Source organism: Pseudomonas sp. MM213, assembly GCF_020423045.1.
GTDB classification, from domain to species: domain Bacteria; phylum Pseudomonadota; class Gammaproteobacteria; order Pseudomonadales; family Pseudomonadaceae; genus Aquipseudomonas; species Aquipseudomonas migulae.
In genome coordinates this window covers 3,320,373-3,341,682 of record NZ_CP081943.1, presented here as the reverse complement: position 1 = coordinate 3,341,682, position 21,310 = coordinate 3,320,373, and the positions used below count along the sequence as shown (strand labels likewise).

Genomic DNA, 21,310 nt, shown 5'->3' with positions numbered 1-21,310 from the left:
GCTTCGCTTATTGCTGCTCGCTGATCGCGGCGGCCATGGCAGGGTCGGAACGGTCCGGTCGGATAAACAGTTTCACCACGCGCAACAGGCTGTCGAGCAAGCGGTTGCGATGGCGGAAAAACACGGTGTTGCCGGTAAACGAGCAACCCAGGCGCAGCTTACTGGCATAACCGGCCTGGCCGCACGCGTAGATCGGAATGCCGTGCTCAATACAGTAGTCGACATTGGCCAGCCAGCTGCGCACGTAGAGATTGTGTTCACGGGTCCGGGCCAGGTCGTGGGCGAAGAACTTGTCGACCAGTCGCTGTTCGTCGAACAGCACAAGGTTGAACGCCACCAGCTCTTCGCCGACCCAATACAACACGCACGCGGCACGTTCATCGAGGTGTTCCAGGACCTGGCGGAAGTAGCCGGGCGGCAGGCGTTCGAAGGTCAGGTCGCTGCGGCTCAGCGTGGCCTCGTAAAGCGCCATCATGCGCGGCAGCAGGTCATCGACCGAGCGCCGCCATTCGATGCGCGGCCCCTGGCCACGCAGGGTGCGGCGCAGGTCTTTGCGGGTGGATTTGCCGAGCGTGCCGAGGTAGGCGTCCACCGAGCCAAAACGGATCGGCAGCTCGGCGCTGGGCAGGCCGGGCATGCTTTGCAGACCCGCGTCCTGACACACCTGCAACCATTGCGGGTCGCGGTGAGAGGCATCCTTGACGGCCAGCAAACCGACCCCGGCCTGATCGGCATCGTGGCGCGCCAGCCGTAATAATTGCTGAAGCAGGTCCACGCGCCGGTCCGCGTCGATGTGTGGCGCGGTCCCGACATGGCACTGCTCGGCCACCGGCGAACCGAGGGCATACAGGCGCACATCGAACAGCCCCGGCCACACACCGCGCAGCCGTTCGCTGATGCGTTTGCCCAGCCCCTGAACCGTGGTGTCCAGCGAGTAAGCGGTGGTGAACGCCACGGCCGCCGCGATCAGTACCTCGTCTTCGTACAGCGCCAGATAGCGCCATTGAAAGTCTGCGATGCCGGCCCGTTCAACCGCCCGGTAGTAATTCCAATCCTCCAGCTCGGCAGGGAAACAGACATTCCAGGCATCGCGGTCGATGGCCTCGATCGTCGAAAAGGCAAGGGCTGTGATCACATCGTTTCCTTGAGTCAGGCCAGTTGCCGATAGTCCTGGCGCATGGGTTTGGGGGCGCAGCGCTGTTGAATGAAACGTTGCTGGATGAAGTCCGCGCTCAGCTCCACCACGCGGCGGTATTGCAGGTCGACGGTGATCATGTGGTAGCAGTCGTCGAGCAGCACCTTCACCACCGGACCGCCGAGTTTGCGTTCCACATAATCGGCGTTCCAGCGGCTGGTGATGTCGTCTTCGCGCGAGTGCAGCACCAGCGTTTGCGTGGTGATCTGCGGCATGCGTTTTTTCACCGCCGCCACCAGTCGATGCAGTTCCCGGACACTCACCCCGGACATGGTCAGCAGCCCGGCATTGCTGCTCTCGCCAGCCTTCATCTGCCGCTCGACGATTGCTCGCAAGCGTTCGTCCTTGATGCCGAAAGGTGATTTTTCGTTGAAGCGGCACAGGTGCACGCCAAACGGAATCGCCATCAGCAACGGCGTGAGCACGGCGACTTTGGGCATGTTCCAGCCGTCGTAACGCAGGGTCGTCGAATACAGCAACAAGCCTTCGATCTGCCCCGGATGCTCGGCGGCGAGGTACATCGACAGCACCGCGCCCATCGACAAACCGCCGACGAACACGTGCTCGTGTTTGCGCCGCACACCGATGAAGGTATTGCGTGCGCTCTCGTACCAGTCACGCCAACCGGTGGCTTGTAGGTCGGCGTTGTCTCCGCAGTGTCCGGCCAGCGTCGGCACGTACACCGTGCAACCCGCCTTGGCCAGGCCGATGGCGACCCGACGCAACTCGGTCGGGGTGCCGGTGAGGCCGTGGATCAACAACACCGCGACCTCCCCGCTGCCGAGAACGAAACCGGCGCTGCCTTCGCCCATGTCGATCTCTTGCTCGTTCATCGTGTCATCGCCCGATGCAGCAAGCGGTCGAGCAGGGCGATGCCCAAATCGATTTCCGGATAGCTGATTTCCAGCGACGGCGCGAGGGTGATGACGTTCTTGTAGTAACCGCCCACGTCGAGAATCAGGCCCAGGCGTTTGCCGTCGATTTCGATGTCGCCCTTCATGCCTTCTTCGACCATGAAATCGAGCGTGGCCTTGTCTGGCGTGAAACCGTCCGGGCCGCAGATTTCACAGCGCAGCGCCAGGCCCAGGCCGTCGACGTCGCCGATGATCGGGTAGCGTTTCTGCAAGTCTTTCAAGCCTTCGAGGAAGTACTTGCCCTTGTTCATGACCATCGCGCCGTAGTCGACTTCGCTGGTCATCTTGAACATTTCCAGGCCCACCGCCGTGCCCAACGGGTTGGAGGCGAACGTCGAGTGGGTCGAGCCTGGCGGGAAGATTTTCGGGTTGATCAGCTCTTCTTTCGCCCAGATGCCGCCCAGCGGGTTGAGGCCGTTGGTCAGCGCTTTGCCGAAGACGATAACGTCGGGTTTTACGTCGAAGTGCTCGATCGACCACAGCTTGCCGGTGCGATAGAAGCCCATCTGGATTTCGTCGACCACCATCAGAATGCCGTGCTGGTCGAGCACATGCTTGAGTTCGCTGTAGAAGTTCATCGGCGGAATCACGTAGCCGCCGGTGCCCTGGATCGGCTCGACGTAGAACGCGGCGTATTCGCTCTGGCCGACTTTCGGGTCCCAGACGCCGTTGTATTCGGTCTCGAACAGGCGGGCGAATTGCTGCACGCAATGGCTGCCGTATTCTTCCTTGGTCATGCCTTTCGGGCCACGGAAGTGATACGGGAACGGGATGAAATTGGCGCGCTCGCCGAAGTGGCCGTAGCGGCGGCGATAGCGGTAGCTGGAGGTGATCGACGACGCGCCGAGTGTGCGCCCGTGGTAACCGCCCTCGAACGCGAACATCAGGCTCTTGCCGTTGGTGGCATTACGCACGACTTTCAGCGAGTCCTCGATGGACTGCGACCCGCCGACGTTGAAGTGCACGCGACCGTCGAGGCCGAATTTTTTCGCGTCGACCGCGATCATTTCCGAGAGCTCGATCTTGCCTTTGTGCAGGTACTGGCTGGCGATCTGCGGCAGGGTATCGATCTGCTGTTTCAGCGCATTGTTCAGGCGCGGGTTGGCGTAACCGAAGTTGACCGCCGAGTACCACATTTGCAAATCGAGGTAGGCCTGGTCTTCGGTGTCCCAGACGTAGGAGCCTTCGCATCGGCTGAAGATACGCGGCGGGTCGATGTAGTGAACGGTGTCGCCGTAGGAGCAGTATTTGGCTTCTTTATCCAGGAGGATCTGGTCTTCTGCAGTAGCGATTCGAATATCAGACATGGTGGAGGAGTTCCTGTGTTTCAACGTTGAAAGAGGTGGCGTTGGCGGCGTTGGCGCTTGGCAGCAAGGCCAGCAACGCAGGCAGTTCGGCGAAGCTGTCAAAGCGTGCGTAAGCGATGCCGTTGCGCTCGCAGTGCTCGGCCAGGCGATCCTTGGCGAACACGAAATCGGCGGTGGCGGCCACGCACATGTCGGACTGGCCGTCGCCGATCACCAGCACCCGTTTGGCGCTGGGGGTGGATTTGCATTTGCAGTTGCCGGAGGCGGCGCGGCAGGCGTCGCTGGCATGGGGGAAGTCGATGCGCCAACTGTCGTGATCGAGTTGGCGCAAGCGATTGGCGAGGATCGGCAAGAGGCTGACGTAGTTGCGCGCCAGGATCCGTGCGATGCCTTGTTCGATGCCGTCGCTGACCACTTCGAGGGAGGCGCCGAGGCCGATTACGTGGTCGACGAAGTCGGGGAAGTCCTGGTCGATCTCGACCGTGTCGAAGAACCCGAGCAGCTCGGAGGGTGTGGCCTTGACCAGCGAGAGCTGGCGGCTGAGGCATTCACGGGAACCGATGTCGCCCGCCAGCCACTCGTTTTCGATCGCTTCCCAGCTCGGGTCGGCGAACCGTTGGAGGATGCTGTCGATCACGTCGGTGCGGGTGATGGTCCCGTCGAAATCACACACGATATGCCAGTCAATCATCTGCGTTACCTATCTTGTAAAAAGTGTGCGCCGGGTGTGCTGTCTGCGCTGCACAGGGGGTAGAGCAGGGACTGTGCCAACCGGGTTTGGCCCCGCAGGGCTGGGGTTCTGGCGTGTGTTCGTGGCGGCGAAGCTACAATTTTTGTAGGTCGCTACAAACAACATGAGTGCTTGCGCCGGGAGCGCGATCCGGGGATTGATGCGCGCATGTCCCGTTCAAGGAATTGCCTCATGTCGAGGATTACTGTTGCTCTATTCGCCGCGCTGACGTGCCTTTCGGCCAACGTTTCAGCAGACGGCATCACCGGCGAAGCAGGGGTTGGCCTCAGCTATCAGCCGCACGACCCAACCGGCAGCCGTTACGAAACCCGGCCCGTGCCGTACCTCGATCTGGACTGGGGCGATGTCAGCCTGAGCACCGATGACGGGCTGACCTGGGACGCGTTCAACGCAAGTGGCTTCAGCGCCGGGCCGTTCCTGAATTACCTGCCGGGACGGACCTCCAACGGTGAGCTGCAAGGCTTGCGCGATGTGCCGGACATGGGCGAAGTGGGCGGGTTTGTGCAGTACGCGCCGGCCGACTTCTGGCGGGTATTTGCTTCGGTTGGCCAGGCGGTGGGCGGGCGAGGCGGGCAGGGCGGGGTGTTGGGGCGGCTGGGTGGGGAGGTGGGTTATCCACTGGGTGGCGGGGTGATCGGCAGCTCAAACCTGACCGCGCATTTTGCCGATGCCCGGCAGAACCAGACGTTCTTCGGCGTCAGTGCCGACGAGTCTCAGGCCTCGGGGATTCGCCCGTACAACGCCGGTGGTGGCTTGCAGAACGTGGCGCTGACCCAGAGCTTCGAATTTCCCCTGGCGCCGCAATGGTCACTGCTGACGAGCGCGAGCTGGATTCACCTGACAGGGGCGGCGGCGGATAGCAGCATTGTCAAAGCGGTCGGGGATACCCATCAGGGTGGAGTGCAGGCGGCGGTGGCTTACAAGTTTGAATAGAAAGGTTCATTGGCTGGTCTGACGCCATCGCGAGCAGGCTCGCTCCCACAGGGGTATGCGGTCAAAATGTGGGAGCGAGCCTGCTCGCGATGGGGCCCTTGAGATCACTGAAATCTAGGTTTCTTCACCTTCAGCCAGCAACGCAATCCCCCCCATGATCACCGCCACCCCCACCCAGTGCAGCACGCTGATCTGCTCGCCCAGCCCCAGCCAAGACCCAAGCAAAACCCCGACGAACACCAGCGAACTCAACGGAAACGCCAGCGACAGGCTGCTGCGCCGCAATATCAGCATCCACACGAAAAACGCCCCGATGTAACAGGCGATCGCCAGCCACACCCCGGGATTCACCGCCACTGCCATCAGCCACTTCAGGTTGAAATCCATCTGCCCCAGTTGATCACCGCCCACCTTCGTGGCGATCTGCCCGGCACTTTCAAAAGTGATCAACAGCGCCCACAGCACGATGGTGCCCAAGCGCTCATGCAGCCAGTCGGTCTTGCCTTTGATCATCGATTGAGCCTCATGCATGGGCGACACACACGAGCATCACGCCCGCCGTAATCACTAAAGTGCCGAGCCAGCGCCGACGACTCACGGTTTCACCGAGGATCAGTTTGCCGGCCAGCACCACGCCGCAATACGCCAGCGCCGCCGCCGGAAACAGCAGGCTCAGCGGCGCGCGGGAGAGGGCTTCGAGCCAGACAAAAAACTCGATCACGTAGGCGCCGATCCCGCACCACAGCAGCGGCGCGTTGAACACCTGGCCCCAGAATGCATTCAGGCGAAAACCGCCTTCGAGTTCCGGCAAACGGTCGAGTCCGAGCTTGAAACAGAGCTGACCAATGACGTCCAGCACGATGGAAAACGCCACCAGCACAATCACGGTAAGGGTCATGGGAACAGCTCCTCGAACAGCTCGATCAGTGCCTGATTGGTGGCCGAGTTACGCAGCAGATCGTCTGCGCTCCAGCGTTCCGCCGGCGGCTGGTCGGCCTTGGCTTCCCAGCGTTTGAAGGCGTTGCTGAAGGCGGGGCGGGCGTATTCGCCGCAGATGTCGATGCCGAGGATCCGCTTGTTCGCGGCCAGCACGCGTATCGCTTGCAGCAGATGGCTCAGGCGCATGCCGCCCTGATCCCAGTTGGTCGCCGCGTCTTCGCAGGCCAAGACGTCTTTATCGATGGTGATCCACACCGCCTCGGTGGGCAGGCTGGTGATCAACTGATCGAGAAACACCGGCCAATCCAGCTCGGCGAGGTTGCGCCAGTGGAGCTGGTTTTCCAGTTGCTGATGCCCGGCACCATCGCCGACCCGGCCCCAGACTTTCGAGGGCGGATGCTGCCACGGAAACAGCTGCAAGACCCCGCGTTTCAGGGCGCTGAGGTTGCCGCCCTTGAGCTGTGGATTTTGCAGGTCATCGCTGCACGGGCCGAGGGTGACGATGCGCTGGACGTTCGGCAGTTTCAGCGCCTGGTTGACCCACGAACCGCAGTGTCGACGCGGGGCGAAGTGGACCCAGTCGGGGTGATTGTCGAAGTGGATCAGGCTCACCGGCGCCGGCAAGTCAGTGAGAAAAGCCGGGGTCAAGTGGTGGTAATCGCCGGAGCCGACGAAGAAGATTTCCGGTTGCGGGCCGCTGTGGCGCGGACGTTGTTGCAGGCGTTCGGCGAAGCGGCGCCAGGTGCGTTCGCTGGACCAGAGCCGCAATTTCGGGCCGAGGTCGAGCAGGTCCAGGCGTTTCGCGCGGCCGCTGTCGAGCAACCGTGCGATGGGGGTCTGGGCAGTCAGGCTGTGGTCGAGATCTAAAATGTTCAAGGTCGCAATTCACCCTTGGCAGACCCTCCCAGACACCGGCTCCATCCATCATGAAGGCCGGCCGAGAGGGCTTTTTGGGGTAAATGCAAGGGGCGGGCCAGCCTTCAGTCTCGAAACAACGCAGATCCTGTAGGAGCGAGCGGTGCGGCGATCCGACTTGCCCGCGAAGAACGATAACGCGGTGCATCAGTTGTTCCGTTGCGGACCATTCGCGGGCAAGCCTCGCTCCTACAGGGGGTGTGGTCAGGTCTGGAAGCGTACCCAGACGCTGACGAGGATCGTCGCTGCGATCAACCACGCCACCGCCGCCACGGCGAGCGAAGCCTCCAGCCGCATCCGGTCGACCATCACGTACAACGTCGCCAGATAGATGAAGTACGGAATGATCGACCACATGCCAAACACAATCGTGGTCTTCAAGTCGTCCAGCGAGCGACCCTTGCCGACGATGTAGTGCGCAATCAGCGCAAAGGTCGGAAACAGCGGCACCAGGCCGGCGATGTAATAGTTTCTGGTCTTGGCCAGCGCAGCGAGGATCAGCACCACCGCTGCGCCCAGGGTTGCCTTGAGCATCAGGTCCATCAGTGGCTCAACCCGTACTTCTTCACTTTGTCGAACAGCGTGGTTTTGGCCATGCCCAGTTCCAGGCTGGCCTGGGTCAGGTTGCCGCCGCTGCGTTGCAAGGCGTCGCCGAGCAGGTTGCGTTCGAAGGCTTCCACCGCTTCGGCGAAGGCCAGGCCCTGATTGCTGCCGCTGGCGCCCGACTTCTTGAAGGCCGGCAGACCGAGGGCATACCGCTCGGCAACGTTGCGCAGTTCACGGACGTTGCCCGGCCAGTCGTGGCTCATCAGGTTCGACACGGTCTGGTTGTCCAGCTCCGGCACGGCACGGTCAAAGCGCAAGGACGACTGCTGCAGGAAGTGCTCGAACAGTTGCAGGATGTCTTCGCGGCGCTCGCGCAGCGGCGGCAGTTCCAGGGTCACCACGTTCAGGCGGTAATACAAGTCGCTGCGGAATTCGCCGGCCTTGCTCGACTCATCGAGATCGGACTTGGTCGCCGCGATTACCCGGCAATCCACCGCCACGCTCTGGTTCGAGCCGAGGCGTTCGAGGGTGCGTTCCTGCAACACCCGCAGCAGTTTGATCTGCAACGGCAGCGGCATGCTTTCCACCTCGTCGAGGAACAGCGTGCCGCCGTCGGCGTGTTCGATCTTGCCGATCCGCCGCTTGCCGGCACCGGTGAAGGCGTTGGCTTCGTGGCCGAAGATTTCACTTTCGAACAGGTTCTCCGGCAGGCCACCGCAGTTCAGGGCGACGAACTGTTTGGTGTGACGCCGACTGAAGTCGTGCAGGCAGCGTGCGACCAGTTCTTTACCGGTGCCGGTTTCGCCTTCGATCAGCACGTTGGCCGAGGTATCGGCGACGTTGGCGATCAATTCCCGCAGGTTCTGCATGGCTGGCGAACGACCGATGATCCGGCCTTCCAGGGAATCCCGTTCCGCCAATTGCCGGCGCAACGAAGAGACTTCCCGCGCGAGGCTGCGTTGCTCCAGCGCACGACGGGCGACATCCACCAGGCGTTCGGGGGAGAAAGGTTTCTCCATGAAGTCGTAGGCGCCTTTCTGCATCGCGCCGACGGCCATGGAAATGTCGCCATGGCCGGTGATCAGCACCACCGGCAGGCTGCGATCACGGGCCTTGAGCCGGGTCAGCAATTCCAGGCCATCGATGCCCGGCAGGCGAATGTCGCTGATGACGATGCCGGCAAAGTTGTCGCCGACCCGTTCCAGCGCTTCTTCGGCGCTGCCCACGCCGACGCAGGGAATGTCTTCCAGGGTCAGCGCCTGTTGGCAGCCGAGCAGCACATGAGGGTCGTCTTCGACGATCAGCACACTAAGGTCGTTGTTCATATTGGCTCGGCTTGAAGGGGGCTTACCAACGGTAAACTGAGGACGAAGGTGGTACCACCGCTGGCCGGGTGTTCGACACCCAGGTGTCCGCCGGTGGCGGCGGCCAGGCTGGCGGACAGGGTCAGGCCGAGGCCCAGGCCTTGCTCGCCGGGTTTAGTGGTGAAGAACGGTTCGAACAGATGCTTGCGCGCTTCGGCATCGATGCCGTGGCCGTTGTCGCGTACCCGCAGGCGATACTTGCCGTCGAACGCTTCGCCTTCGAGCCACAATTCCGGTTGGGGCTGCGACTGCATGGCGTCGAGGGCGTTGCCGATCAGGTTGACGAGTATCTGCTCCAGGCGGGTCTGGTCAATCTGCACCTGCACGTCGGCGAACTCGCGATGCAAGTGCAGAGGGACACTTTCCACACGTCCGCCGAGCAGTTGCAGCGCGGCGTCCACCGCTTTGCCGAGGCAGGCCTGGCCTTTGTCGTCGCCGCGACGGGCGAAGGAGCGCAGGCTTGCGGTGATCCGGCCCATGCGGTCGATCAGTTCGTTGATGGTCTTGAGGTTGGTGCTGGCCACATCCAGTTGCCCGCGCTCGAGAAAGCGCACGGTGTTGCCGGACAAGGTGCGCAGCGCCGCCAGCGGCTGGTTCAATTCGTGGGCGATGCTGGTGGACATCTGGCCGATGGCCGCGAGTTTTCCGGCCTGCACCAGTTCATCCTGGGCGCGGCGCAAGGTCTCTTCGGCCTGACGGCGTTCGCGAATCTGGCCCTTGAGCCGTTCGTTGCTGGCGCGCAGGTCGGTGGTGCGTTCGGTAATCCGACGCTCCAGTTGATTGTTGGCTTCCTGCAAGGCTTCCCGGGCGGCGAGACGGGTGGCGATCACCTTGCGGCGCTCGTTCCAGGCAATCAGCAGGAACGCCACCAGGGCAAACGCCACGGCCACCAGAATCCCCTGATTGATCGCTTCGCGACGCAAATCCTGCAGCGGCGTGAGCAGGGTGAAATTCCACGGGGTGTCGCTCAAGGGACGGGTTTGCGAGAGGTAACTGATGTCCTCTTCGTCGGACTCCACTTCGCTGTTGGCCGGGAAGGTCAGTTTTTCCTCGCCTTCGGCCAGTCTTTCTCGGGCCAGCGGTTGCAGCTCGTTCAGTGGAAACCAGTAGTACTGAAGGCTGCGGGCGAGTTTTTCCTTGGTCTCGTCGCTCAATGGAACGACTGATTTCAGCCGTCGCGCCGGATCGCTGGAGAGAATGATGATGCCGTTTTCGTCGCTGACGAAGGCTTCCAGGCGCGCGCGCTGCCAGCGTTCTTCCATGGCTTCGAGGCGGACTTTGACCACCGCGACACCGATGATCTTGCCGTGTTCTTCCAGGCCATGGGCCAGGTAATAACCGGGTTCGCCGTTGGTGCTGCCGATGCCATAGAAGCGGCCCGGCTGACCGCGCACGGCGTTCTGGAAGTAAGCGCGAAAGGACAGGTCTTCACCGAGGTAACTGTCGACATCGCGCCAGTTGCTGGTGGCCATGACGCGACCGGTGGTGTCCATCACGTAGATGGCCCGACTGCGGCTGCGCCGGTTCAGGCCTTCGAGGTATTCATTGACCGTTTGCCGGTGTTCCGGCGACGGGTCGGCCAGCAGCTTCGAAACGCTGGTTTCGAGTTCCAGCAGGCTGGGCAGGTAGGTGTACTTGCTGATCTCGCTCTCGACGGCGCGGGCGTGCAGTTCGAGCTGACGCTGGCCGTTCTCGCTGAGGCTGCGGATCCCGTAGTGCTCGCTGACCCAGAAGCCGAGGTAACCCAATCCGATCATCAGGGCGATGACCAGTGGCGGCAGGAACAAGTGGCGGATCAGACGGGGTTTCACGACGAGTGATGGCGGCGCTGCGCGATAGAGAGTGGGGTCGCATTTCATCACAGATGCCTTGGGTCAACCACAACACAAATCTCAAAACCATCACCGACCCCTGTAGGAGCCGGCTTGCTGGCGATGGTGGGTCAGCCACATTGATGTCGACTGATACTCCATCGCCAGCAAGCCGGCTCCTACAGGGGAGCGGTGTTTTTTAGTGCTGCAGAATCTTGTTGAGGAAGTGCTGGGTACGCTCGGCGCGGTGGCTGATGTCGCCGAAGAACTCCTCTTTCTTGCAGTCTTCGATGATTTTGCCGGCGTCCATGAAGATCACCCGGTCCGCCACTTTACGGGCGAAGCCCATTTCGTGGGTCACGCACATCATGGTCATGCCTTCGTGGGCCAGTTGCACCATCACGTCGAGCACTTCGTTGACCATTTCAGGGTCGAGCGCGGAGGTCGGTTCGTCGAACAGCATGACGATCGGGTCCATCGCCAGCGCACGGGCAATCGCCACACGCTGTTGCTGACCACCGGAGAGCTGGCCCGGGTGCTTGTGAGCGTGTGCCGAGAGGCCGACGCGCTCCAGCAGTTGCAGGCCTTTCTTGGTGGCTTCTTCCTTGCTGCGGCCCAAGACCTTGATCTGCGCGATGGTCAGGTTTTCGGTGATGGTCAGGTGCGGGAACAGCTCGAAATGCTGGAACACCATGCCCACGCGTGAGCGCAGCTTCGGCAGGTTGGTCTTCGGGTCCGCAATGGACGTGCCGTCGACCACGATGTCGCCTTTCTGGAACGGTTCCAGGGCGTTGACGCATTTGATCAGGGTGGATTTGCCGGAGCCGGACGGCCCGCACACCACGATCACTTCGCCTTTTTTGACCTCGGTGCTGCAGTCAGTCAGTACCTGGAAGTCGCCATACCACTTGTTGACATTCTTGATAGAGATCATACGGCAAACCTTTTTTGCAGACGCTTGACCAGCAGCGAGGCGGCAAAGCTGATTGTGAAGTACACGAGACCTGCGAAGATCAGGAACTCATTCGAACGGCCGATGATGTCGCCACTGGCACGCGAGGCATTGAGGAAGTCCACCAGGCCGACGGCATAGACCAGCGAGGTGTCCTGAAACAGGATGATGCTCTGTTGCAGCAGCAGCGGGGTCATCTTGCGGAACGCTTGCGGCAGGATGATCAGGCGCATCATCTGGCCATACGACATGCCCAGGGCCTGGGCAGCGCCCATCTGGCCTTTGGGAATCGACTGCACGCCAGCGCGGACGATTTCGCAGAAGTACGCCGCTTCGAACATCATGAACGCCACGATGCACGAGGCGAATGCGCCGATCGGTGTGTCTTCGCCGGTGATCCAGCGCAGCACGAACGGCACCGCCAGGTAGAACCAGGTGATGACCAGCAGCAGTGGAATCGAACGGAAGTAGTTAACGTAGGCGCCGGCGATGTTCGACAGCACTTTGCTGTGGGACAGGCGCATCAGCGCGAGGATCGTGCCGAGGATGATCCCGCCGACGACGCCCAGCGCCATCAATTGCAGGGTCATGACCATGCCGTTCCACAGGCCCGGCAGGGACGGGATGATGCCCGAGAAGTCGAATTCCATCATTTACCCCCTACGGAGATCAGGCCCGGTACGGCCACTTTCTTCTCGACCAGGCGCATCAGCAGCATCAGGCTCATGTTCAGGGTGAAGTAGATCAGGGTCGCCAGGGTGAACGCTTCGAACAGGTTCGCGGAGAACTCGGCGGTCTGTTTGGTTTGTGCGAGCAACTCCATCAGGCCGATCAGCGAAGCGACGGAGGTGTTCTTGAATACGTTCAGGAATTCCGAGGTAAGCGGCGGAATGATGATCCGGTAGGCCTGGGGCAGCAGCACGTTCCAGTAGATCTGCGGCAGCTTGAAACCCATGGCGCGAGCAGCGGATTCCTGGCCTTTTGGCAGTGCCTGAATACCGGTGCGAACCTGTTCGCAAACGCGAGCTGTGGTGAACAGGCCCAGGCAGACAACCACGCTGAGGAACGCGGAGGTGGTCGGGTTCAGGTCCTGTTTGTACCATTCCTGCAGGTCTTGCGGCAGCAGGTCGGGCACCAGGAAGTACCAGATGAACAGCTGCACCAGCAGCGGTACGTTACGGAAAAGTTCGACGTAGCAGGTGGCGATGCCCGATACGATGCGGTTCGGCACGGTGCGCATGACGCCCAGGATCGAGCCCAGTGTCAGGGCGATGATCCAGGCCGCGATGGCGATGCCGATGGTCCAGCCCAGACCGGACACGTACCAGTCGAAATAGGTCTCGCTGCCCACGCCGGTGGACTTGAAGAACACGCCCCAGTCCCAGTTGTAATTCATTAGGGTCTCCCCTCAGTTCAATCGATGTGCAAGTGCCCGCTTGGGGGAAGCTCCGTTCCCGCCTGACCTTTTCGATCAGGCACACGCTCCCGGCTCGACAGCCACCGGTTCGAGTGTTTCCAAAAAATACCAGCAGGAAGTGACCACCTCCTGAAAGGGCGTTGGCCCTCTCAGGAGGTAAGGTTAGTCAGAAATCAGGATTTCTTGTCGTCAGCCGCTTTATCGGTCGGATTGGCGATCAGGGCCTTGAGCTCGTCGCTCATCGGGAAATTCAGGTTCAGACCTTTTGGCGGGATTGGCTGCATGAACCATTTGTCGTAGATCTTGTTGATCTCGCCCGACTTGTAGGTTGCCACGATGGCGTCGTCTACAGCCTTCTTGAACGGCTCGTCGCCCTTGCGGACCATGCAGCCGTAGATTTCGTAGGACTGTGGAGTGCCGGTCACGGCCCAGTCAGTTGCCTTCTTGGCTTTGGCCGCTTCACCTGCCAGCAGGGCGTCGTCCATCATGAAAGCCACGGCACGGCCGGTTTCCAGCATCTGGAAGGATTCGCCGTGGTCTTTGGCGGAGATGACGTTCATACCCATCTGCTTGTCGGCGTTCATCGCCTTGAGGATGCGTTCGGACGTGGTGCCGGCGGTGGTCACGACGTTCTTGCCGGCCAGGTCAGCGAAATCCTTGTACTTGGAGTCTGCCTTGGACAGCAGGCGAGTACCGATTTCGAAAATGCCGACGGAGAAGTCAACTTGCTGCTGACGCTCGACGTTGTTGGTGGTGGAACCGCACTCGAGGTCCACGGTGCCGTTCTGCACCAGCGGGATGCGGGTTTGCGAGGTCACCAGGTTGTATTTGACCTGGAGATTCGGCATGTCGAGGTCTTTTTTCAGGGCTTCAACGACTTTCAGCTGAATATCGTGGGAGTAGCCAACCGGCTTGCCGGAAGCGTCCGCGATATAGGAAAACGGAATGGAAGCGTCACGATGCCCGAGGGTGATGGTGCCGGACTCTTTGATCTTCTTCAGTGTGCCGGTGAGTTCGGCAGCGAAAACTGGAGTGGTAATCAGAGCTGCAGCAATGGCTGCGCCCAGGATATGGGGAACGATGCGCATCAAATTTTCCTCGACATTGTTTTTTTTATGGAGCCAGTTCATCGGCCCTTTTGTGCTTCGAATGTCTGTCGGCTTCTCAAGGTCCGCGCAACAAGCATTCGTCCAAGAGTGTAGAGCATGACTCGTGCCAGACCAGTCGATACAGGTTAAAACATTGATTTATAAGGATATTAAATATTTATTGCGCGTTTTTTGGAATGAGATAGTCCGGTTAACCGAATAGACCGACGGGTCGCGTTCGGAAAACCGAATGCTCCATGTTGTAAACACTTTCCCCAGTAGGAGCCAGCAAGCCAGCTCCTACAGGGGATTGATGGTGTTTCCCGAATAGCAAAAAGCCCTTGAATCGTGAGATTCAGGGGCTTTCGTTCAAGCGGATTGCCGATCAGGCCGCTTCAATCTTGCTGCGGTTCTGCTCGACCTTGCTCAGATACTCCGCCAGCGCTTGCTGCTCGGCCGGGGTGGTGAACAAGCCCAGCTTGCTGCGACGCCACAGAATGTCGTGCGCCGTGGTTGCCCACTCTTCGCTGCACAGGTAATCGACTTCGCGGGTGTAGAGACCGCCGCCGATGTGCTCGCCCAGGTCGCTGAGGCTTTGCACGCCTTCAAGCATGCGCCAGGTGCGGCTGCCGTAAGTGGTTGCCCAGCGACGGGCGATTTCGGTCGGTACCCAGTCGAACTGGTCGCGGATGCGCGATTTCAGCGCCTGCGGGGTGGTCATGTCTTCGCCGCCCGGCAGGGTGGCGCTGGCGGTCCAGCTCGGCTTGATGTGCGTGAAGTAAGGTGCCAGTTGCGCCAGCGCCGACTCGGCCAGTTTGCGGTAGGTGGTCAGCTTGCCGCCGAACACCGACAGCAACGGCGCTTCTTCGCCCGTGCCCGAAAGCGCGAGGGTGTAGTCGCGGGTGACGGCCGACGGATTGTCGGATTCGTCGTTGCACAGCGGACGAACACCGGAATAGCTGTGCAGGATGTCGTCGCGGCTGATCTGCTTCTTGAAGTGGGCGTTGACCACTTTCAACAGGTAATCGGTTTCGCCTTCGGTGATCGCCACTTTTGCCGGATCGCCGGTGTACTCACGGTCGGTGGTGCCGATCAGGGTGAAATGGTTCAGGTACGGAATGGTGAAGACGATGCGCTGATCTTCGTTTTGCAGAATGTGCGCGTGATCACCTTCGTACAGTTTCGGCACGATCAGGTGACTGCCCTGGATCAGGCGGATGCCGTACGGCGATTCCATCTTCAAATCATCACGAATGAACTTGGCAACCCATGGGCCGGCCGCATTCACCAGCGCCTTGGCGCGGATCGAAAGCAGGCTGCCGTCGGCGCGTTCCAGGTGCAGATGCCAAAGGCCTTTGGTTCGACGGGCGCTGACGCAGCGGGTCTGGGTGTGCACATGGGCGCCGTTCTCGCGGGCCGCCATGGCGTTCAGGACCACCAGGCGAGCGTCGTCGACCCAGCAATCGGAGTATTCGAAGCCTTTGGTGATTTCGCTTTTCAACGGGCTGTCCGGGCCGAACTTCAGGCTTTTCGAACCTTCCAGTTTTTCCCGTTTGCCCAGGTTGTCATACAGGAACAGGCCGGCGCGGATCATCCAGGCCGGACGCAGGTGCGGACGGTGCGGCAGGACGAAGCGCATTTGCTTGACGATGTGCGGCGCCTTGGCCAGCAACACTTCGCGCTCGGCGAGGGCTTCGCGGACCAGACGGAATTCGTAATGTTCGAGGTAGCGCAGGCCACCGTGGATCAGTTTGCTGCTGGCCGACGAGGTGTGGCTGGCCAGATCATCCTTTTCGCAAAGGAACACCGAAAGACCGCGACCGGCGGCATCCGCTGCGATCCCCACGCCATTGATCCCGCCACCGATGACGGCGATATCGTAGACCTCGGCGAGTGGGGGCTTAGGCAAGGTAGAAGTGGGCATCGGCTGGCCTCGGTTTTTTTGATTGTCGATATTGGATTTCGAACATTAATGTTCATTTGCGAAAATGGTAGCCCATAAAGCCGCCCACAGCCAGTTAACTTCGATTGAAAATACTGATCGAAGGGCCGTTAAAGGAAAATTTACGAACATTAGTAGCCGAGGGGGGATTGCGGGGGCACGCATTTTGTAGGAGCCGGCTTGCTGGCGATGGCGGCCTTGAAGACGCCATCGCCAGCAAGCCGGCTCCTACAAGGAGGTTGTTTAGCAGTCAGAGGGGTTAAACAACCTCCAACCGAATCTTGTGCTGACTCAACAACTGCGCCAGCGCCGGCACTGGCTGCTGATCCGTCACCAGGCAATCGATCAAGCTGATCGGCCCCAGGCGAATCATGGCATTGCGCCCGAATTTGCTGGAGTCCGCCGCCAGAATCACCTGCCGCGCATTGGCGATGATCGCCTGCGACACCCGCACTTCCTGATAATCGAAGTCCAGCAGGCTGCCGTCTTCATCAATACCGCTGATACCGACGAGGGCGAAGTCGACCTTGAACTGGTTGATGAAGTCGACACTCGCCTGACCGACCACGCCACCGTCGCGCCGCACATTGCCACCGGTCAGCAGAACGTCGAAGTCGTCCTTGGCGCTGAGCATCGAAGCCACATGCAGGTTGTTGGTGATGATCTTCAGGTGGTTGTGGTTGAGCAGCGCCCGGGCAATCGATTCGGTCGTGGTGCCGATGTTGATGAACAGCGAGGCGTGATCGGGGATCTGTGCGGCAATGGCTTCGCCGATACGCTGCTTTTCATCGCGCATCTGATCGGCACGCATGGCGTAGGCGGTGTTTTCGACACTGGAATCGTAGGCTGCGCCACCGTGGTAGCGACGCAATAAATTGGATTCCGCGAGCTGATTGATGTCGCGGCGGATGGTCTGCGGTGTAACGACGAACAGCGTGGCCATTTCCTCGATGCTGACATAGCCGCGTTCGCGGACCAGTTCGAGGATTTGCTGCTGACGGGGAGGCAGATTCATGGGGCTTCCTTTGGGCTGCCGTGCAAAATTTGCCCATGATGCCGCAGGAATCTGCTCCCTACCAGTTACATACAGATACGAGTACTTACGTTGGCTTATTCAGCGCCTTCATGAGGTTCCCAGTCACGCGTGCGGCTGACCGCTTTTTTCCAGCCGGCGTAGAGTTTTTCCTTGGCGGTTTCGTCCAGTGTCGGCTCGAATTCGCGCTCGATCACCGCCTTGCCGCGCAGTTCTTCCAGGCTGCCCCAGAAGCCACACGCCAGACCGGCCAGGTACGCGGCACCGAGTGCGGTGGTTTCGCGCATTTGCGGGCGCTCGACCTGAGTGCCGAGGATGTCGGCCTGGAATTGCATCAGGAAGTTGTTTGCCACCGCGCCGCCATCCACACGCAATGCTTTGAGGCGTTCGCCGGAATCCTGTTGCATGGCGTCGAGCACGTCGCGGGTCTGGTAGGCAATCGACTCCAGCGCTGCACGAATGATGTGATCCACGCGTACGCCGCGAGTCAGGCCGAACAGTGCGCCACGGGCATACGGGTCCCAGTACGGAGCGCCCAGGCCGGTGAAGGCTGGCACCAGGTACACGCCGTTGCTGTCCTTGACCTTGTTGGCGAAGTATTCGGTGTCGTGGGCGTCGTTGATGATTTTCAGTTCGTCACGCAGCCACTGAACGGTGGAGCCGCCGTTGAACACCGCGCCTTCCAGTGCGTAGGCCACTTCGCCACGCGGGCCGCAGGCGATGGTGGTCAGCATGCCGTGCTTGGATTTAACGGCTTTGTCGCCGGTGTTCATCAGCAGGAAGCAGCCGGTGCCGTAGGTGTTTTTCGCCTGGCCTGGCTCGACGCACATCTGGCCGAACAGGGCAGCCTGCTGATCACCGGCGATACCGCCGATGGCGATGCCGCTTTTGGTGTGGCCGTAGATTTCCGACGAGGATTTAACTTCCGGCAGCATCTCGCGCGGAATATCCAGCACCTCCAGCATCTTCGCATCCCACTCCAGGGTGTGGATGTTGAAGAGCATGGTGCGCGAGGCGTTGGTGTAGTCGGTGACGTGGACTTTGCCGCCGGTAAATTTCCAGATCAGCCAGCTGTCCACGGTGCCGAACAGCAGTTCGCCTTTGCGCGCACGCTCGCGGCTGCCTTCGACGTTGTCGAGGATCCACTTGAGTTTGGTGCCGGAGAAGTACGGGTCGGTGACCAGGCCGGTGGTGTCGCTGATGTATTGCTCGTGGCCGTCACGTTTGAGCTGTTGGCAGATCTCGGTGCTGCGGCGGCACTGCCAGACGATCGCGTTGTAGATCGGGCGGCCGGTGGTCTTGTCCCAGACCACAGTGGTTTCGCGCTGGTTGGTGATGCCGATGGCCGCGACCTGGTCGTGATGCAGGCCGGCTTGCGCCAGGGCCTCGACCATCACGGCGCTTTGGGTGGCGAAGATTTCCATCGGGTCGTGTTCGACCCAACCGGCTTGCGGGTAATGCTGGGCGAATTCGCGCTGGGCGGTGCAAACCACGTTCGCGTCGCGGTCGAAAATGATCGCGCGGGAGCTGGTCGTACCCTGATCGAGGGCAATGATGTAGTTCTTATTCTGAATGTCGGTCATGTCGATTGCCTTGGACGAAAAAAGGGAGTGAGGTCAGGCGCGGGACCAAATGGGCAGGATCACGCGCCTACGGTATCAAGAAGTTCTTGGTTTGCCGTCAATGGCCGGTGTTGCGTCCTTTGTAGCAGGTTCGGCGCTGGGCAGATGACGGGCAATCAGCCCGCGATACGCTGCAGCACCGAGGCAGGCACCGACAATCGGTGCAAAAATCGGGATCAGGAAATACGGGATATCGCGGCCACCAGTGAAGGAAATTTCACCCCAGCCAGCGAAGAAAGTCATCAGTTTGGGACCGAAGTCACGCGCCGGGTTCATCGCAAAACCGGTCAGCGGGCCCATCGAACTACCGATCACCGCGATCAGCAGGCCGATCAGCAGCGGCGCCATCGGCCCGTTTGGCAGACCGTTGTTGTCATCGGTCAGGGACATGATCACGCCCATCAGGACGGCGGTGATGATCACTTCAACCAGGAAGGCCTGGGCCGTGGACAAGACCGGGTTGGGGAACGTGGAGAACACCGACGCCAGTTCAAGGCTGGCTTGAGTGCCACGAACCATATGGTGAGTTTGTTCGTAATCGAAGAATAGATTGCTGTACAGCGTGTAAACCAACAACGCGCCGCAGAAGGCGCCGGCCACCTGGGCAAGAATATAGAACGGCAGTTTGCGTTTTTCGAAGTCGGCGAAAATGCTCAGCGCGATGCTTACGGCAGGATTGAGATGAGCACCCGAAACCCCAGCGGTCAGGTAGATCGCCATGCTGACGCCGACGCCCCAGATGATGCTGATTTCCCACAAGCCAAAGCTGGCGCCCGCGACCTTGAGCGCGGCAACGCAACCGGTACCAAAAAAGATCAGCAGTGCAGTGCCCAGAAACTCGGCCATGCATTGGCTCGAAAGCGACGGTTGTTGTAAAGCAGTTGTCATTGAAAACCTCTTTGTTTTTGTTGTCTGGCGCTTTTTTCGTCATGGCCAAAGCGCGATTTTCACCAGGGCAGGATCCCCATCCTGTTCCTGGCTTACTGCTGGGTACTGCGTTGTCACGTTGTACTGTATTCAGATTCGAAAAAATATAGACAAGAAACACTGCTGTCAAAGGTCGAAAGTGAACTGTCGGTCACAATGCAACTATTAGTCACATGAATGATCGTTTTGTTTGGCGGACCGGACGAACTCTGACGAGCGGTAAAAAAACGCGCCAAGCGCTGGAAACGCTGCCGTGATAGAGCCTTTTATGGAGCAATGTCCTAGAATCCAGCGCAGTATTTTTTCTCTGCCGCCCAGTCTGGAGCTGTCATGACCCCCGCATTGGATTTGTTGAAAAAAGTTCGTGCCGAACATCGCGTGCACAGTTACGAACATGATCCGAAGGCGGCGTCCTATGGCTTGGAGGCCGCGGAGAAACTGGGGCTGGACCCGGCGCAAGTGTTCAAGACGTTACTGGCGGCCAGTGAAAAAGGGGAATTGCTGGTGGCGGTGGTGCCGGTCGTCGGAAGTCTGGACTTGAAGGGCCTGGCGCATGCCGCCGGGGTGAAAAAAGTCGAAATGGCCGACCCTGCCGCCGCGCAACGCTCGACGGGTTATCTGTTGGGCGGCATCAGCCCGCTGGGACAGAAAAAGCGCCTGCGCACGTTTATCGATAATTCGGCCCAGCCCTTTGCCAGCATTTTTGTCAGTGCCGGTCGACGTGGCCTGGAAGTGGAACTGGCCCCCGCAGTACTGGCCGAACATACCCAGGCCAAGTTCGCCGATATCGGCCGCGCCTGAATCAGGGAGACGGTTATGCAGCTTGAGTTCCATCAGGTCGACGCGTTCAGTGAGCGACCGTTCAGCGGTAACCCGGCGATGGTCTATCGGCTTGATGTCTGGCTCGCCGATGAGTTGATGCAGAAAATCGCCGCTGAACATAACCTCGCCGAAACGGCCTTTATGGTGCGTGAAGGGCAGGGTTGGCACATCCGCTGGTTCACTCCGACCACCGAGGTGCCTTTGTGTGGGCATGCCACCCTGGCCAGCGCTTATGTCTTGTTCGAGATCTATAAAGAACCGGTCGAACGCCTGGACTTCATTTGTAAGTCCGGCCCGCTGAGCGTGAGTCGTGAGGGCGGCCGCTTGTGGCTGGATTTCCCGGCAATCGTGCCGTCTGCAGTCGGCGTGACCCTGGATGTCGAACGCGCCTTGGGCGTCGACGTGGTCGATGTGTTGGGTTCGAATGAGTTATTCGTGGTGCTGGAGTCGGAGCAGGCCGTGCTCGACTGTCAGCCCGATATGGTCGCGTTGGCCAAACTGCCGTGGCCGGGTGCCATCGTCACCGCCAAGGGCAGCAAGCATGATTTTGTGTCGCGGTACTTCGCGCCGGCGATCGGTATCAATGAGGATCCGGTGACCGGTTCGACCCATTGCAGTTTGATCCCGTATTGGTCGAAGCGTTTGGGCAAGTCGAGCCTGACGGCGTATCAGTGTTCGAAGCGAGGCGGGGAGTTGTTCTGTCGGCTGGAAGGCGATCGGGTGAAGATCGGCGGGAATGCGACGCTGGTTGCGAGCGGAATGCTGATCCTCGGTTAACCCCAATTCCGTAGGAGCGAGGCTTGCCCGCGAAGGCGTAGTGTCAGGCAATGCA

The 21,310-nt window shown here is 60.3% G+C and carries 21 protein-coding genes; 3 read left to right on the top strand and 18 right to left on the bottom strand.

Annotation, left to right across the window (positions count from 1 at the left end; translation table 11 throughout):
- Positions 1-7: 7 nt before the first annotated feature.
- From K5R88_RS15175 to K5R88_RS15160, 4 genes are read right to left on the bottom strand one after another with little or no spacing between them, the layout of a single operon-like run.
- Positions 8-1,135 (bottom strand): GNAT family N-acetyltransferase, encoded by a 1,128-nt coding sequence (locus K5R88_RS15175; protein WP_226300214.1) that lies wholly within the window; start codon positions 1,133-1,135, stop codon positions 8-10.
- A gap of 14 nt (positions 1,136-1,149) precedes the next feature.
- Positions 1,150-2,028 (bottom strand): alpha/beta hydrolase, encoded by an 879-nt coding sequence (locus K5R88_RS15170; protein ID WP_207286770.1) that lies wholly within the window; start codon positions 2,026-2,028, stop codon positions 1,150-1,152.
- Positions 2,025-3,416: an aspartate aminotransferase family protein gene (locus K5R88_RS15165; RefSeq protein WP_226300213.1), complete on the bottom strand. Its 1,392-nt coding sequence runs from the start codon at positions 3,414-3,416 to the stop codon at positions 2,025-2,027. The genes K5R88_RS15170 and K5R88_RS15165 overlap by 4 nt, the downstream gene beginning before the upstream one ends.
- Positions 3,409-4,107, bottom strand: a complete 699-nt coding sequence (locus K5R88_RS15160; protein ID WP_226300212.1) for an HAD-IB family phosphatase — start codon at positions 4,105-4,107, stop codon at positions 3,409-3,411. Before K5R88_RS15160 ends, K5R88_RS15165 begins: the two co-directional genes overlap by 8 nt.
- Positions 4,108-4,338: 231 nt before the next feature.
- Between K5R88_RS15160 and K5R88_RS15155 the strand changes: the two genes are divergently transcribed.
- Positions 4,339-5,100, top strand: coding sequence for a MipA/OmpV family protein (locus K5R88_RS15155; protein WP_226300211.1), 762 nt, complete (start codon positions 4,339-4,341; stop codon positions 5,098-5,100).
- 114 nt (positions 5,101-5,214) lie between these two features.
- Here K5R88_RS15155 and K5R88_RS15150 read toward each other — a convergent pair whose 3' ends face one another.
- The 14 genes from K5R88_RS15150 to K5R88_RS15085 form a co-directional block, all read right to left on the bottom strand.
- A complete protein-coding gene (locus K5R88_RS15150; protein ID WP_226300264.1) occupies positions 5,215-5,613 on the bottom strand; it encodes a transporter in 399 nt (132 codons plus the stop codon).
- Positions 5,614-5,623: 10 nt separating this feature from the next.
- The gene (locus K5R88_RS15145) at positions 5,624-5,998 is read right to left on the bottom strand and encodes an EamA family transporter (protein WP_192420029.1); all 375 of its coding nucleotides are present in this window, start codon (positions 5,996-5,998) and stop codon (positions 5,624-5,626) included.
- Positions 5,995-6,915 (bottom strand): arginase, encoded by a 921-nt coding sequence (locus K5R88_RS15140; protein ID WP_226300210.1) that lies wholly within the window; start codon positions 6,913-6,915, stop codon positions 5,995-5,997. The genes K5R88_RS15145 and K5R88_RS15140 overlap by 4 nt, the downstream gene beginning before the upstream one ends.
- Before the next feature lie 243 nt (positions 6,916-7,158).
- Positions 7,159-7,488: a GlpM family protein gene (locus tag K5R88_RS15135; protein WP_177318184.1), complete on the bottom strand. Its 330-nt coding sequence runs from the start codon at positions 7,486-7,488 to the stop codon at positions 7,159-7,161.
- Between the two features lie 8 nt (positions 7,489-7,496).
- Positions 7,497-8,777, bottom strand: coding sequence for a sigma-54-dependent transcriptional regulator (locus K5R88_RS15130; RefSeq protein ID WP_230427580.1), 1,281 nt, complete (start codon positions 8,775-8,777; stop codon positions 7,497-7,499).
- 44 nt (positions 8,778-8,821) lie between these two features.
- Complete coding sequence (locus K5R88_RS15125; RefSeq protein WP_008040854.1) at positions 8,822-10,723, bottom strand: sensor histidine kinase; 1,902 nt, start codon at positions 10,721-10,723, stop codon at positions 8,822-8,824.
- A 151-nt stretch (positions 10,724-10,874) separates the two neighbouring features.
- Positions 10,875-11,609: an amino acid ABC transporter ATP-binding protein gene (locus K5R88_RS15120; RefSeq protein WP_008032183.1), complete on the bottom strand. Its 735-nt coding sequence runs from the start codon at positions 11,607-11,609 to the stop codon at positions 10,875-10,877.
- Positions 11,606-12,277 carry an amino acid ABC transporter permease gene (locus K5R88_RS15115; protein WP_192420023.1) on the bottom strand — a complete coding sequence of 224 codons (672 nt, stop codon included), beginning with the start codon at positions 12,275-12,277 and terminating at the stop codon, positions 11,606-11,608. Before K5R88_RS15115 ends, K5R88_RS15120 begins: the two co-directional genes overlap by 4 nt.
- Positions 12,277-13,023: an amino acid ABC transporter permease gene (locus K5R88_RS15110; protein ID WP_008032179.1), complete on the bottom strand. Its 747-nt coding sequence runs from the start codon at positions 13,021-13,023 to the stop codon at positions 12,277-12,279. The genes K5R88_RS15115 and K5R88_RS15110 overlap by 1 nt, the downstream gene beginning before the upstream one ends.
- Before the next feature lie 194 nt (positions 13,024-13,217).
- The gene (locus K5R88_RS15105; protein WP_008032176.1) at positions 13,218-14,132 is read right to left on the bottom strand and encodes a glutamate/aspartate ABC transporter substrate-binding protein; all 915 of its coding nucleotides are present in this window, start codon (positions 14,130-14,132) and stop codon (positions 13,218-13,220) included.
- Positions 14,133-14,517: 385 nt separating this feature from the next.
- Entirely contained in the window at positions 14,518-16,056 is a 1,539-nt protein-coding gene (gene glpD / locus K5R88_RS15100) for a glycerol-3-phosphate dehydrogenase (RefSeq protein WP_226300209.1), read from the bottom strand.
- A 277-nt stretch (positions 16,057-16,333) separates the two neighbouring features.
- A complete protein-coding gene (locus tag K5R88_RS15095; RefSeq protein ID WP_008032173.1) occupies positions 16,334-17,089 on the bottom strand; it encodes a DeoR/GlpR family transcriptional regulator in 756 nt (251 codons plus the stop codon).
- Between the two features lie 95 nt (positions 17,090-17,184).
- Positions 17,185-18,690, bottom strand: coding sequence for a glycerol kinase GlpK (gene glpK / locus K5R88_RS15090; protein WP_008032172.1), 1,506 nt, complete (start codon positions 18,688-18,690; stop codon positions 17,185-17,187).
- A gap of 75 nt (positions 18,691-18,765) precedes the next feature.
- A complete protein-coding gene (locus K5R88_RS15085; RefSeq protein WP_008032171.1) occupies positions 18,766-19,617 on the bottom strand; it encodes an MIP/aquaporin family protein in 852 nt (283 codons plus the stop codon).
- A gap of 369 nt (positions 19,618-19,986) precedes the next feature.
- On the opposite strand from K5R88_RS15085, the gene ybaK reads away from it, so the two are divergent.
- Positions 19,987-20,457, top strand: coding sequence for a Cys-tRNA(Pro) deacylase (ybaK, locus tag K5R88_RS15080; protein WP_007971306.1), 471 nt, complete (start codon positions 19,987-19,989; stop codon positions 20,455-20,457).
- A 15-nt stretch (positions 20,458-20,472) separates the two neighbouring features.
- Positions 20,473-21,255, top strand: coding sequence for a PhzF family phenazine biosynthesis protein (locus K5R88_RS15075; RefSeq protein ID WP_226300208.1), 783 nt, complete (start codon positions 20,473-20,475; stop codon positions 21,253-21,255).
- The last annotated feature ends 55 nt before the right edge of the window (positions 21,256-21,310 follow it).